The organism is Polynucleobacter sp. AP-Elch-400A-B2, assembly GCF_018688355.1.
In the GTDB taxonomy this organism is placed as follows: Bacteria; Pseudomonadota; Gammaproteobacteria; order Burkholderiales; family Burkholderiaceae; genus Polynucleobacter.
Map to the genome: position 1 here is coordinate 94,540 of NZ_CP061317.1, position 13,576 is coordinate 108,115.

A 13,576-nucleotide genomic window follows, 5' to 3' on the forward strand; every position below is an offset into this window, starting at 1 on the left:
CGGTGAGGGCAAAACAGATCTCGAAGATGTGTTTGTCAACATCATGTCGGGAGGTGCTCGATGAAGCCTATTTTAAATAAACTGCCAATTTCCTATGGCAGCGGTTTCCCAACCTTGCTCCGAAAAGAAATCAAACGTTTTTATAAGGTGGCGTTCCAGACAGTTGCCGCGCCAGTCCTTACTGCTGTTCTGTATTTAATGATCTTCGGACATGTGCTCGAAGGTAAAGAGGTATACGGTCGCTTGAATTACACGGCCTTCCTGATTCCAGGTTTAGTCATGATGAGCGTATTGCAGAACGCTTTTGCAAACACTTCTTCATCACTCATTCAGTCAAAGGTGACTGGTAACCTTGTCTTTGTTTTGCTAGCTCCCTTTAGTCATTTGGAGTTTTATGCTGCCTATGTCTTGGCTGCTGTGTTTCGTGGAATTGTTGTTGGCGCCGGCGTATTGCTGATTACCGCTTGGTTTGCCATGCCATCTTTTGAATATCCCCTATGGATCATGGTATTCGCTTTGTTGGGAGCCGCAATTTTAGGAAGCATGGGTTTAATTGCGGGTATCTGGGCTGATAAGTACGATCAATTAGCAGCTTTTCAGAATTTCATCATCATGCCAGCGACGATGCTGTCAGGCGTGTTTTATTCGATTCATTCTTTGCCAGCAGCGTGGCAAGTGGTGTCGCACTTCAATCCATTCTTCTACATGATCGACGGTTTCCGTTACGGCTTCTTTGGAGTGTCAGACATATCCCCGTGGAATAGTTTGGCAATTGTTACCTGCTTCTTTATCGCAGTATCAGCAATTGCTTTGCGTTTACTGCAAAAAGGTTACAAGCTGAGAAGCTAAGTGCGTAAAGCCTGCTTCAAAATTAATATTTAAGAAATTCAGAAATTAGAAATCAGGAGATTGTGATGTTCCCAACCCCAGAACAAATTGAAGGCTATATTCAGCAAGGCCTCTCATGCACCCACGTTAAGGTTGAGGGTGATGGCCAGCATTTTTTTGCCACGATTGTGAGTCCAGACTTTGAAGGCAAGCGCTTGATTCAGCGTCATCAATTGGTCTATGGCGCTATGGGTGACCGTATGAAGGCGGAGGTGCATGCTTTATCAATTAAAGCATTTACTCCTGAAGAGTTCGCACAAAACACCCCAACTTAAAATACGACATTAGCTTTTTACTGGAATAGATTCATGGATAAATTACGAATGGTTGGCGGCACCCCATTGAAGGGTGAGGTGCTGATTGCTGGTGCCAAGAATGCTGCGTTACCAATTTTGTGTGCGTGCTTGCTAACGGATCAACCCATTACTTTACGTAATGTTCCGGACTTGCAGGATGTACGGACCATGCTCAAGCTCTTGCAAGAAATTGGAGTAACCGTAACTTTCCCGGATGCGAATGATCGCAATTGCGTAGTACTCACTGCGGCCAATATTAAGAGCTCTGAAGCAACTTATGAGATGGTCAAAACGATGCGTGCCTCGATTTTGGTTCTGGGCCCATTGCTTGCCAGAATGCATAGTGCTAAGGTTTCTTTGCCAGGCGGTTGCGCTATTGGCGCACGTCCAGTGGATCAGCACATCAAGGGCTTGAAAGCTATGGGCGCCACTATCAAGATTAAGAGTGGTTATATTCAGGCGGAAACTAAATCTGCTACGGGTCGTCTACAAGGCGCTTCCATCTTGACCGACATGATCACCGTAACCGGTACAGAGAATTTATTGATGGCCGCTACTTTGGCCTCAGGCACAACAATATTGGAGAATGCAGCACGCGAGCCTGAAGTAGGGGACTTGGCGGAGTTGCTCGTCAAAATGGGCGCGAAGATTACCGGTATCGGTAGTGATCGCTTAGTCATCGAAGGTGTTGAAAAGCTCCACAGTGCCGAACATGCGGTGATTGCTGACCGGATTGAGGCGGGCACATTCTTGTGCGCAGTGGCTGCTGCTGGTGGTGAGGTGCTGGTGAAGCGCTGCCGTCCAGACACATTAGATGCGGTGATCGTCAAACTCAAAGAAGCTGGTTTAGAAATGGAAGTCGGTCCTGACTGGATCAAGGCCTCGATGACGGGTCGCCCTAAGGCAGTCAGCTTCCGTACCTCTGAATATCCAGCCTTCCCGACCGATATGCAGGCCCAACTCATGGCAGTCAATGCGATTGCAGAGGGTAACGCCACTATTACTGAGACCATCTTTGAAAACCGCTTCATGCACGTTCAAGAGATGAACCGCCTCGGTGCAGATATTGCAATTGAGGGTAATACGGCAATTGCCCAGGGTGTTGAGAAGCTTTCTGGGGCTATCGTGATGGCTACCGATTTGCGTGCTTCCGCCAGTCTAGTGATTGCTGGGTTGGCTGCCCAAGGCGAAACTCAGGTTGACCGGATTTATCACCTAGATCGTGGATATGACCGCATGGAGCAAAAGTTGACCCTCTTAGGTGCCAACATTCAGCGGATCAAGTAAGCCTGATGGATAATTAGTCCATGAAGTTAACTTTAGCCCTCTCGAAGGGGCGCATCTTCGAAGAAACCGCTGAGATCTTATCTAAGATCGGTATTCGTCCGCTTGAGGATCCAGAAAAGTCACGCAAACTCATTATTGAGACCTCCAATCCTGATGTCCGCCTGATTATTGTGCGCGCTTCAGATGTGCCGACCTACGTTCAGTTTGGCGGAGCCGATTTTGGAGTTGCTGGTCTTGATGTCTTAATGGAAAACGGCACCGATGGCCTATATGTTCCTTTTGATCTAAATATCGCTAAATGTCGTATGTCAGTTGCCGTCAAAGAAGGCTTTGATTACGCCGCTGCGGTAAAGCAAGGCTCCCGTCTGAAAGTCGCAACAAAGTATGTGAACTGCGCACGCGAGCACTTTGCGAACAAAGGTGTTCACATCGATACGATTCACCTCTATGGCTCGATGGAGCTAGCTCCATTGGTTGGTCTGGCAGATGCGATTGTGGATTTGGTATCCACCGGTAATACCTTGCGCGCTAACGGCTTAGTTGAGGTTGAGCCCATCGCCGATATCAGTGCACGCTTAGTAGTTAATCAAGCGTCTTATAAACGTAAGCGTACTCAGCTCCAGCCATTCTTTGAGTTGCTGAAGTAAAGAATCAATCCCATGTCAGCAGAAATCAAAGTAAAACGCCTTAATAGCAAAGATGCTGGGTTCAAAGAAACTCTACTATCCAGCCTTTCTTTGCCGATGGCGGATGATGAGGCTATTGATGCTGCAGTAATAAAAATTCTGGCGCAAGTCAAAAATGAGGGTGATGCCGCCGTACTCTCTTTTACCAAACAGTTCGATCGCTTAAATGTTGCTAGTGTTACCGAGTTAGAGGTTTCTAAAGATGAGTTAAAGAAGGCTTATCAAGGTTTATTAGCTGAGCAAAAAAATGCTCTGGATATTGCTGCGCAAAGAGTGCGCGCGTATCACGAGAAGCAAAAGATTGAAGTGGGTTGTCACTCTTGGGAGTATGAAGAGGCGGACGGCACGCGCTTAGGTCAAAAAGTCACCGCCTTAGATCGCGTCGGAATTTATGTGCCTGGTGGTAAAGCTGCCTATCCATCTTCAGTTCTAATGAACGCGATTCCCGCAAAAGTTGCTGGTGTCAAAGAAGTCATCATGGTGGTACCTACTCCAGATGGTGCTCGCAACCCTTTAGTCTTGGCTGCTGCTTATTTATCCAAGGTTGATCGCGTCTTTACGATTGGTGGCGCACAAGCAGTTGGCGCCTTAGCTTATGGCACACAGACCATTCCTGCGGTCGACAAAATTGTTGGTCCTGGCAATGCGTATGTAGCAGCCGCTAAGCGCAGGGTATTTGGCACTGTTGGCATCGACATGATTGCCGGCCCATCAGAAATTTTAGTGCTCTGCGATGGCTCTAGTAACCCCGATTGGATTGCAATGGATTTATTTTCTCAAGCCGAACACGATGAGTTAGCGCAATCTATTTTGCTTTGTCCAGATGACCAATTTATTGAGCAAGTGCAAGCAAGTATTAATAAGTTATTGCCAGAGATGCCCAGAAAGAACGTGATTGAGATATCGCTTACCAATCGCGCTTTATTGATTCAGGTGAAAGATATGGGTGAGGCTTGTGAGATTGCCAATGCCATTGCCGCTGAGCATTTAGAGATTTGCGCTGCTGAGCCACGCAAGTGGGCTGAGTTAATTCGACATGCTGGCGCTATCTTTATGGGCAATTACACCAGCGAATCTTTGGGTGATTATTGCGCAGGCCCCAATCACGTTTTACCAACAGCACGTACTGCACGCTTCTCTTCACCATTGGGTGTGTATGACTTCATTAAGCGCTCGAGCATGATTGAAGTAAGTGAAGCAGGAGCTCAAACCTTAGGTGCTGTAGCTAGTACTCTCGCGCATGGCGAAGGCTTAACAGCTCATGCCCGCGCTGCTGAAATGCGTCTCAAGAAATAGATTTAAGCGCTAGCCCAGAATTTCTTTCAAAGCAGCAATCAACTCATTTGTTTGATCATCGGTACCGATAGTGATGCGCAGAAATTCTTCAATCCTTGGCGACTTGAAGTGACGCACAATAATTCCACGATCGCGTAAGGATTGATACAGCTTTGCGCCAGCATGATTCGGATGGCGGGTAAAAATAAAGTTGGCTGTTGATGGCAGGGTATCGAAGCCCAGTGAAGCTAATTCAGAAACTAAACGTTCGCGCGTTTGAATTACTTTTTTACTCGTCGATTCCAAATGGGCTTGATCTTCTATTGCAGCAATTGCTCCCGCTTGAGCCAAGCGGCCCAGTGGGTAGGAGTTAAAACTATTTTTTACACGCTCAAGACCTTCGATAAGGGCCGGATGTCCCAGTGCAAATCCAACACGCAATCCTGCTAGGGCGCGAGACTTAGATAGCGTGTGAACGACTAAAAGGTTTTCTGGGCAAGCACTTCCGCGTAGAAGTGGAATGCAAGACTCAGTGCCGTAATCTACATAGGCCTCATCGATCACCACTACTGAATCTGTGTTTCTACGCAGAAGGGCCTCAATCTCAGATCTAGGAATAGCTCGCCCAGTTGGGGCATTCGGATTAGGGAAAATAATTCCGCCATTAGGAGTTTTGAGGTCCTGAGTTTGAATCTCAAAATCAGAGCCCAGGGGCACCGTTTGATAGTCAATCCCAAATAATTTGCAATAGACTGGGTAAAAGCTATAGGTGATGTCCGGAAACTGGATTGGCTTAGCTTGTTTAAGGAGACCTAAAAATACGTGGGCTAGAACCTCATCCGAGCCATTGCCTAAAAACACCTGTTTTGGGTCTAAGCCATGCAGATCGGAGATGGCCTTTTTTAGTGCCACTCCTTCAGGGTCTGGGTAAAGCCTTAAATCATCGGTATTTTGCTCATTTATAGCGGCTAGAGCCTTAGGCGATGGGCCATAAGGACTCTCATTCGTATTGAGTTTTACCAGCCGCTCCATTTGCGGTTGCTCCCCAGGGGTATAGGGGGTCAGGGTCTGAACAACGGGGCTCCAAAAGCGGCTCATGAGGGACTCTAGTTAAAAATCAGCAAAAGTGAATAAACGCTAGCAATCAAAATCAGCATTTATATCTGTATTAGGAATGATATTATGAGGCTTCAATCAACACTTCGCCTCGCGGCGCACTGAAGCATGCGGCAAGCCGACGTTACCCGAAACACTTCGGAAACCAAAATTCAAATTGCCATCAATTTAGATGGCACAGGTAAAGCTGAGCTAGCCTCTGGCGTACCCTTCCTAGACCACATGTTGGATCAAATTGCCCGTCACGGCATGATCGACCTGAAAGTAGTGGCAAATGGAGATACCCATATTGATGATCACCATACCGTTGAAGATGTAGGTATTACCTTGGGCCAAGCCTTTGCCAAGGCGGTTGGCGATAAAGCAGGTATTACCCGTTACGGCCATTCCTACGTTCCTTTGGATGAAACCCTTTCTCGCGTAGTGATCGACTTTTCTGGTCGTCCAGGGCTGGAGTTCAATGTGCCATTTACCCGCGCACGCGTGGGTGACTTTGACGTGGATCTCAGCATCGAGTTCTTCCGTGGTTTTGTAAACCATGCCGGAGTGACTCTGCACATCGATAACTTACGTGGCATTAATGCCCATCACCAGATTGAGACTGTTTTCAAGGCCTTTGGTCGTGCCTTGCGCATGGCTTTAGAGTTGGATCCACGTGCCTCTGGTGTTGTTCCTTCGACTAAGGGCAGCCTCTAATCTAGAAAATTTCTAGCATTGAGTAGCAGACTGTCAAAAAACCACAGAACATAGGCTAATAAGTGGCGCAAACCATTGCGATCGTTGATTACGGAATGGGCAACCTGCGTTCCGTCTATCAGGCCTTTCATCATGTGGCACCAGATGCCAATGTTGTGATCGCGCATACCCCCGAAGAAATTATCTCCGCAGAGCGGGTAGTGCTTCCAGGGCAGGGCGCTATGCCTGATTGCATGAGGCACCTAGAAGAGTCGGGTTTATTGGAGACGTTGCTTGATGCCGCAAAAAATAAGCCTTTATTAGGTGTTTGTGTAGGAGAGCAGATGCTCTTTGATCAAAGCGCTGAAGTACGGGCGAATCCCAGTTCAGCCTGGACTCCTTGCTTGGGATTGATTCCGGGCGAAGTGCGACGTTTTGAGTTGACTGGAAAATTACAGCCAGATGGTTCTGCTTACAAGGTTCCCCATATGGGCTGGAATCAGGTTCGTCAGGATCGCCAGCATCCACTGTGGAATGGCATCCCAGATTTGACGAGCTTCTATTTTGTGCATAGTTACTATGTTGTGCCGCAGCGCAAAGAAGATATTGCAGGCTCAACTGAATATGGTGATTGGTTTACTTCTGCCGTTGCAAGGGATAATATTTTTGCAACGCAATTTCATCCAGAAAAAAGTGCAGAATACGGATTAAAGCTCTACAAAAATTTTGTTTCTTGGCAACCTTAATACTTTTCTAACTTACCGCTATGCTGCTGATTCCCGCGATTGACTTAAAAGATGGCCACTGTGTTCGACTCGAACAGGGTGATATGGATAAAGCCACTGTGTTTTCTGAAGACCCAGGGGCGATGGCAGCGCATTGGATTAGCAAGGGTGCGCGTCGTTTACACCTCGTGGATTTAAATGGCGCATTTGCCGGAAAACTCAAAAATGAATCTGCCATCAAATCTATTTTGAAAGCAGTGGGCGATGAGATTCCAGTTCAGTTGGGTGGCGGTATTCGTGATCTAGAAACTATTGAACGTTTATTAGATGATGGTATTAGTACGGTGATCATTGGCACTGCGGCCGTGAAGAGTCCCGGCTTTGTGCAAGATGCATGTACTGCTTTCCCTGGCCAGATCATGGTGGGGCTAGATGCGCGTGATGGCAAAGTGGCAACCGATGGCTGGAGCAAGATTACGGGCCATGAAGTGATCGACCTTGCTAAGAAATTTGAAGATTACGGCGTTGAAGCCATCATCTATACCGACATTGGTCGTGATGGCATGATGAAGGGCATCAATATGGATGCAACTATTAAATTAGCGCAAGCGATTCGGATTCCGGTGATTGCTAGCGGTGGTTTATCTAATAACCAAGATCTGGAAGCCTTGTGTGAAGCTGAAGCCGAAGGCATTATGGGCGTCATTGCTGGGCGCTCAATTTACGCTGGTGATTTGGACTTAACTGCGGCGCAAAAATATGCTGATGAGTTAACGCTCAAGTTCGCTAAGAAAATTCTCTAGAGTGCTGATCAGTGCTAACTAAGAGAATCATTCCCTGTCTTGATGTCACGGCAGGGCGTGTTGTGAAGGGTGTGAACTTTGTGGGTCTGCGCGATGCGGGTGATCCTGTAGAGATTGCTAAGCGCTATAACACCCAAGGTGCTGATGAGCTAACATTCTTGGACATTACTGCAACTTCTGATGGGCGCGATCTCATCTTGCACATTATTGAAGATGTTGCCTCCCAAGTATTCATTCCCTTGACTGTTGGTGGTGGTGTACGTGCAGTAGCAGATGTACGACGCTTGCTCAATGCGGGTGCTGATAAGGTCAGCATGAATTCTTCTGCAGTAGCGAATCCAGATTTAGTTTCGGATGCTGCGGCTTACTACGGATCGCAGTGCATCGTGGTTGCTATTGACGCTAAAAAAACTGAAGCAGGTAATTGGGAGGTGTTTACCCATGGCGGTAGAACCGCTACAGGAATGGATGTAGTTGCATGGGCTTCTGAAGTTGCTAAACGTGGTGCTGGAGAAATACTGCTCACCAGCATGAACCGTGACGGCAGTAAAGATGGTTTTGATCTCGAGCTCACTGCAGCAGTAAGTGATTCTGTAAGTGTTCCGGTAATTGCTTCTGGTGGTGTAGGAAATTTACAGCACTTAGTCGATGGCATTACTAAAGGCCATGCTGATGCCGTTCTCGCAGCAAGTATTTTTCACTACGGTGAATACACTGTTGGCCAGGCAAAAGAATATATGGCGAGCCAAGGAATTCCTGTCCGCATTTAACTTGCTTGATGACCTTTAAGGCGAGCCCGAAGAATCATAAAAATTTCTTTTAATAGGCTTCTCTAATTCAAATGAAGAATATGAAACTAATCCCTATCATCGTTGATGCTTTCGAAACAAAATCTCATCTCGAGGAACTATTCAGAAAGGTGGGTGCCGATCGGGTAGTTCGGATCACGCAACACGGCAAGCCGGTTGCAGATTTAATGCCAATGTTATCTAATGACATGGATTTACCCACAGTTGCCGCACAAAAAATGCTGTTTTTAATGAAGGGTGTATCAGTTCAGGCTGAGATTGACATCAAGTTCCTCATTAATGCCGGTAGAGACATCTAAATTTTATTATTACAGGGCACGCAACCTTATTGCGGACCATATTCAGTAGTTAGCAATGCGATATTCAATACCATTGGCAACCCTAGACAAGGATCTCATTGGTGCAATGAAAAAAGTGGGCGTGTCGCGATTGGTGGCTTAATTTCATAATTCAAGGACAACAAAGATTTACCAGCCTCGATATATAGGCAATAAGACCATTATTTCTGTCAAAATAAAACAAATGTCAGATAAAACACCAAACACAAATCCAGAAGATGTAGCCCTATTAGAGGCGGTCACTTGGAATGATCAAGGCTTGGTTCCAGTGATTGCTCAAGAGGTCGGCAGTAAAGATATCTTGATGATGGCCTGGATGAATCGCGATGCTTTGCTGGCTACTTTGCGTTTAGGCGAGGCCGTGTACTGGACTCGCTCTAGACAGAAACTCTGGCACAAGGGTGAAGAATCTGGCCACACCCAAAAGGTGAAGGAAATTCGCCTCGATTGCGATGGCGATACGATTGTCTTATTGGTTGATCAAAAAGACGGTATTGCTTGCCATACAGGTGAGCACAGCTGCTTCTTTCTGCGCTGGGATTCTGGTAAATCTGCCTGGGTAGACGAGTCTAAGGGTCACAAATAAGACCCTCTTAGTCTTTCCGGTAATAAAAGACATAAAATCGCTTTATGACTAGTCCAGAACAAAACCCTACTAATTTGGATTCCGCTCTGGCTCATTTAGCCGATGTGGTGGATCAGCGACGTGATGCCTTTGAGGCTGGAAAGGCTGATCCTAAGACCTCCTATACTGCTTTGCTCTTTTCTAAGGGTGATGATGGGATATTGAAAAAGATTGGTGAAGAGGCCACTGAGGCAGTGATGGCGGCTAAGGATGCCCGCAATGCTAATTTAGCCCCCGAGCAGCAAAAGCTTTTAGTGGGCGAGATGGCAGATCTTTGGTTCCATTGTTTAATTGCTTTGTCTCAATTTGGCTTGCGTCCAGAAGATGTGATTGCTGAGTTACAGCATCGTCTGGGCACCTCAGGCATCGAAGAAAAGGCCGCCAGAAAAGCGGCTAATAAGGAGTAATTGATGTCGCATGACCCAAATTGCCTATTTTGTAAGATTTCCCAGGGATTAATCCCATCCCAGAAGGTCTATGAGGATGAAGAAATCTACGCTTTTAAAGATATCAACCCAGCTGCCCCCATCCATTTTTTGATTATTCCTAAAAAACATCTACCCATGTTGGAGTCTGCTGAAGTGATCGATGCGCCATTGCTAGGTAGAATGATGGAATTAGCACCGCGTCTCGCCAAAGAGCAGGGTTGCCGTCCCGGAAAAGATGGCGGCTTTAGGTTGGTGGTGAACAATGGTGCAGATGGTGGGCAAGAGGTTTATCACTTACATGTGCATGTGATGGGCGGACCGCGCCCCTGGAAAAAATAATCCGAGGAGATTAGAAATGGGTTCATTTAGCATTTGGCATTGGTTAATTGTGTTGGTAATCGTGATGTTGGTATTTGGTACCAAAAAATTACGCAATATCGGTACAGACTTAGGTGGCGCTGTTAAAGGTTTTAAAGACGGCATGAAAACCCCTGAAAGCACTGAAGAGTCGCAAGATAAAGCCAAGGAACAAATTCAGAGCGCATCGGCATCTGCAGAAAAAACTGTGGATGTTCATGCTAAAGACATCAATAAGTAATTGTTGATGGAAATAATGTGCACCTGCAATGATTGATCTTGGAGTTTCAAAGCTTGCACTCATTGCAGTAGTTGCATTGGTGGTGGTTGGGCCCGAGCGTCTGCCAAAGGTTGCCCGCATGGCGGGAAATTTATTTAGTCGTGCGCAGCGCTATATGGCGGATGTGAAGTCAGAAGTCAGCCGCCAGATGGAAGTGGAAGAGTTCAAAAAGTTGCGTGAAGAAAGTACTTCAGTTTTAAAAGAGGTAGAAAGCAGTCTTCAGTCCACTGTCAACGAAGCAAATGCCAATCTCAGCGATCAAGCTGATATCTTTGAAAATAATTTCACCAGAGCCCCGCTGGATGCAAAAGAAGTATTGAGTAAATCGATGCGCCAGGGGCGTCAAAGTTGGGGTGTCAGACGTGCGGCTAGACCAGTTTGGTTCAAGCGCTCTACTGGTATGCGCACACGAGTTCAATCTGGTGCCGCTCGTATGAAGCGCTTTCACCATAGCGCTAATAAGTAAGTAATAAAAGAATAAAAACTACCAGAATATAAATACCCACGCATGACTGAAAATAATTCCACAGAAGATTCGGGCTTACAAGAATCTTTCCTTTCTCATTTGTATGAGTTGCGTGATCGTATTATTAAATCGGCCTTAGCCATCATTGCGGTGTTTGTCTGCCTAGTGTACTGGGCGCCTGATATTTTTCATTTGTTTGCACAACCATTGCTTTCAGCATTACCTGCTGGCGGTAAGATGATTGTTACTGACGTGACAGGCTCATTTTTTGTGCCCATGAAAGTCACTATGCTGGTTGCTTTTCTGATTGCACTGCCGGTGGTGATGTATCAGTTATGGGCATTCATTGCCCCGGGTCTGTATCAACACGAGCGTAAGTTGATTGTGCCTTTGGTGGTTAGTAGCTACAGCCTATTTATTTTTGGCATGGCTTTCGCCTACTTCTTGGTATTTCCAACGGTATTTGGTTTTATGGCAAGTTACAACGCTCCCTTGGGCGCGGAGATGTCTACGGATATCGACAATTACTTGAGTTTTGCGATGACAACCTTTTTGGCATTCGGCATTACTTTCGAGGTACCGGTGGTAGTTGTGGTGCTAGTACGTATGGGCTTGGTTCCCCTAGCTAAGCTTAAAGAGATTCGCCCTTATGTAATAGTTGGTGCTTTTGTAATTTCCGCTGTTGTAACGCCGCCGGATGTACTGTCACAGCTTCTGCTTGCGGTTCCGATGAGTCTGCTCTATGAGCTGGGTTTATTAGTTGCTCGCTTCTATGTGCCAAAACCCACGGATGATGACGCTGATACAGCTTCAGGAGCGGATACTCAAGCTAGTGCTTGATCCTGTGCGAAGGTGGCATTAAGCCATTCCATCACTCGGTCAAAGCGATAGCGTCTCTGCCGCAAGTTCCCTTCAAGATCTGTTTCGCTATTAGCAAATGCTTTTCCAGCAGCAAGCAAAGAGCGACGTTGCTGGGTGGTATCAATCTGAATCAGTCGTGGCAAAATTTTGGGTAATTCATACCGAATATCCACAACAACACAGTGATCATGCTGCAGTTGACTGACATCACACAATAAAAACTCGGCTTTACTCAAATCAAATTGATTAGCAATCACGAGCCTATGACAGAGCAGAATCCACTCAGCATCTAGCTGATGTTCTGCATGATGGTTTAAGGCTTTCTCAGCATAAGTCGCTAGCTCATACCAACCATTTTGCTTCGGGTTGGGCGCACTCTCTAAAACCTTGCTCAACAACTCTTTCGCTTCTGCTACACCTTGTTGTTGTGCCTGCCATATCCAATAGGAGGCCTGTAGTCCACGAACTTTCTCTGCGACCTTCTCACGCTTACGCCAGAGACTGGCGCCTCGTCTGAACTGGGCTTGGGCATGGCCTAAATCTGCCGCACGATCAAAGCAGCGATCGCTTTCAGCGGCGCTGTATCCAGAGAACTGGGGGCGTCGGTAGATCTCGCCTAATGCAAACCAAGCATTACGATCCCCATCTTTAGCTGCTAACTCTAGCCAGTAGGCTGCTTTCTTAAGAGAAGCATTAGATTTGGTAGCAGGCTCGCCAGGATTATTTTCAAGCGACTGCGCTGTATTTAATTGCGCCAACCGTAAACCCAGTGTGAGCTTAGCAATGGTGAGTCCAAGCTCCGCAGCTTGTATTAGCGCCGCTTCATTCTGTTCGGAGAGCCAAGAATCCCAGAGAGAAGAGAGGGTCTCATCCTTAGGTTGTAATTTAATGAGCAGTTCTTTTGCGGATGTGGTGAACGGTGTTTCTGAATCCGCTAAATTCAGTAGAAATTCTTTAGCGAGTTTTTGTAACGCCGAAAGATCACGAACACGATGAACGCCGTTACCTCCAACGCTAACGACATCGTCACTGTCACCACTATCTTGCTTTGAGATCCAAATCGCTAGTTCTGATTGCAGCTCTCTTTTGCTTGGGTCAAGAAGTAGGTCTGCTAGTTGCCATTGCGCAGCATCACTTGCACCCATATTTGCTTTAGCGATTCTCCAGAATGATTGCCACCCAAAAGAAAAGGCTGGTGAATGCAAGGTGTCTTGCAAAGGTACTACAGAGATTTGCCTCAAAATCCCCAGTATTTCCGGAGAAGCGTAAGCCAGCTCAGGCGTTTCTGTATTGGCAGAGCTCAATTGGCTAACTAATTGATTTTGAATGGATAAATAGGATTTCTCTAACCAAATTAATGCATTAGCTGGTTGAATCGGGGTTTTAAATGCCCCAGTCAAATAGGCAGACGCTAAATTTTGTTGTGCGGATACATCACCCAATCGCGCAGATTGGAGGATTTTTAAGAATTCACGGCTTGCCATATGACAATTTTGGCATCTAAGCCCCTCAAAAGACAGAAATCAAAGCCCTTGTTGCCCTGATACAACGAAGAAAGCCAAAAAACTGCCTTTTGACAAGCAAAAACAACTCCTAATTGCCCTTACCCCCAGTCTGGGGGATCAATACAAGCAAAATTCATGAGTCCCAGATTTATTTGG

The 13,576-nt window shown here is 46.4% G+C and carries 18 protein-coding genes; 16 read left to right on the top strand and 2 right to left on the bottom strand.

Annotated features, from left to right (window positions below):
• The first annotated feature begins 60 nt into the window (after nucleotides 1-60).
• The 5 genes from FD977_RS00550 (at nucleotide 61) to hisD (ending at nucleotide 4,453) form a co-directional block, all read left to right on the top strand.
• Complete coding sequence (locus tag FD977_RS00550) at nucleotides 61-849, top strand: ABC transporter permease (protein WP_215305659.1); 789 nt, start codon at nucleotides 61-63, stop codon at nucleotides 847-849.
• A gap of 65 nt (nucleotides 850-914) precedes the next feature.
• A complete protein-coding gene (locus tag FD977_RS00555) occupies nucleotides 915-1,163 on the top strand; it encodes a BolA family protein (protein ID WP_215305660.1) in 249 nt (82 codons plus the stop codon).
• A 33-nt stretch (nucleotides 1,164-1,196) separates the two neighbouring features.
• A complete protein-coding gene (gene murA / locus FD977_RS00560; RefSeq protein ID WP_215305661.1) occupies nucleotides 1,197-2,471 on the top strand; it encodes a UDP-N-acetylglucosamine 1-carboxyvinyltransferase in 1,275 nt (424 codons plus the stop codon).
• 20 nt (nucleotides 2,472-2,491) lie between these two features.
• Nucleotides 2,492-3,118 (top strand): ATP phosphoribosyltransferase, encoded by a 627-nt coding sequence (hisG, locus tag FD977_RS00565; RefSeq protein WP_088526716.1) that lies wholly within the window; start codon nucleotides 2,492-2,494, stop codon nucleotides 3,116-3,118.
• A gap of 12 nt (nucleotides 3,119-3,130) precedes the next feature.
• A complete protein-coding gene (gene hisD, locus FD977_RS00570) occupies nucleotides 3,131-4,453 on the top strand; it encodes a histidinol dehydrogenase (protein ID WP_215305662.1) in 1,323 nt (440 codons plus the stop codon).
• 9 nt (nucleotides 4,454-4,462) lie between these two features.
• Here the strand turns inward: hisD and hisC are convergent, their stop codons facing one another.
• Nucleotides 4,463-5,530 (bottom strand): histidinol-phosphate transaminase, encoded by a 1,068-nt coding sequence (gene hisC / locus FD977_RS00575; protein ID WP_215305663.1) that lies wholly within the window; start codon nucleotides 5,528-5,530, stop codon nucleotides 4,463-4,465.
• Nucleotides 5,531-5,656: 126 nt separating this feature from the next.
• On the opposite strand from hisC, the gene hisB reads away from it, so the two are divergent.
• The 11 genes from hisB (at nucleotide 5,657) to tatC (ending at nucleotide 11,894) form a co-directional block, all read left to right on the top strand.
• Nucleotides 5,657-6,244 carry an imidazoleglycerol-phosphate dehydratase HisB gene (hisB, locus tag FD977_RS00580; RefSeq protein WP_173959420.1) on the top strand — a complete coding sequence of 196 codons (588 nt, stop codon included), beginning with the start codon at nucleotides 5,657-5,659 and terminating at the stop codon, nucleotides 6,242-6,244.
• A 62-nt stretch (nucleotides 6,245-6,306) separates the two neighbouring features.
• A complete protein-coding gene (gene hisH, locus FD977_RS00585) occupies nucleotides 6,307-6,969 on the top strand; it encodes an imidazole glycerol phosphate synthase subunit HisH (protein ID WP_215305664.1) in 663 nt (220 codons plus the stop codon).
• Between the two features lie 20 nt (nucleotides 6,970-6,989).
• Nucleotides 6,990-7,751: a 1-(5-phosphoribosyl)-5-[(5-phosphoribosylamino)methylideneamino]imidazole-4-carboxamide isomerase gene (hisA, locus tag FD977_RS00590; protein WP_215305665.1), complete on the top strand. Its 762-nt coding sequence runs from the start codon at nucleotides 6,990-6,992 to the stop codon at nucleotides 7,749-7,751.
• An 11-nt stretch (nucleotides 7,752-7,762) separates the two neighbouring features.
• Nucleotides 7,763-8,521, top strand: coding sequence for an imidazole glycerol phosphate synthase subunit HisF (gene hisF, locus FD977_RS00595; protein WP_215305666.1), 759 nt, complete (start codon nucleotides 7,763-7,765; stop codon nucleotides 8,519-8,521).
• A gap of 80 nt (nucleotides 8,522-8,601) precedes the next feature.
• A complete protein-coding gene (locus FD977_RS00600; RefSeq protein WP_215305667.1) occupies nucleotides 8,602-8,859 on the top strand; it encodes a type II toxin-antitoxin system Phd/YefM family antitoxin in 258 nt (85 codons plus the stop codon).
• A 223-nt stretch (nucleotides 8,860-9,082) separates the two neighbouring features.
• The gene (gene hisI / locus FD977_RS00605; RefSeq protein ID WP_215305668.1) at nucleotides 9,083-9,484 is read left to right on the top strand and encodes a phosphoribosyl-AMP cyclohydrolase; all 402 of its coding nucleotides are present in this window, start codon (nucleotides 9,083-9,085) and stop codon (nucleotides 9,482-9,484) included.
• A gap of 44 nt (nucleotides 9,485-9,528) precedes the next feature.
• On the top strand, nucleotides 9,529-9,930 hold the full coding sequence (locus FD977_RS00610) for a phosphoribosyl-ATP diphosphatase (protein ID WP_215305669.1): 402 nt from the start codon (nucleotides 9,529-9,531) through the stop codon (nucleotides 9,928-9,930).
• 3 nt (nucleotides 9,931-9,933) lie between these two features.
• Nucleotides 9,934-10,290, top strand: coding sequence for a histidine triad nucleotide-binding protein (locus FD977_RS00615; protein WP_215305670.1), 357 nt, complete (start codon nucleotides 9,934-9,936; stop codon nucleotides 10,288-10,290).
• Nucleotides 10,291-10,306: 16 nt separating this feature from the next.
• Nucleotides 10,307-10,549, top strand: coding sequence for a Sec-independent protein translocase subunit TatA (gene tatA, locus FD977_RS00620; protein WP_215305671.1), 243 nt, complete (start codon nucleotides 10,307-10,309; stop codon nucleotides 10,547-10,549).
• Nucleotides 10,550-10,577: 28 nt separating this feature from the next.
• Nucleotides 10,578-11,054: a Sec-independent protein translocase protein TatB gene (tatB, locus tag FD977_RS00625; RefSeq protein WP_215305672.1), complete on the top strand. Its 477-nt coding sequence runs from the start codon at nucleotides 10,578-10,580 to the stop codon at nucleotides 11,052-11,054.
• A gap of 42 nt (nucleotides 11,055-11,096) precedes the next feature.
• Complete coding sequence (tatC, locus tag FD977_RS00630) at nucleotides 11,097-11,894, top strand: twin-arginine translocase subunit TatC (protein ID WP_215305673.1); 798 nt, start codon at nucleotides 11,097-11,099, stop codon at nucleotides 11,892-11,894.
• Here the strand turns inward: tatC and FD977_RS00635 are convergent.
• Nucleotides 11,879-13,399: a sel1 repeat family protein gene (locus FD977_RS00635; protein ID WP_215305674.1), complete on the bottom strand. Its 1,521-nt coding sequence runs from the start codon at nucleotides 13,397-13,399 to the stop codon at nucleotides 11,879-11,881. The genes tatC and FD977_RS00635 overlap by 16 nt on opposite strands.
• Nucleotides 13,400-13,576 lie beyond the last annotated feature (177 nt).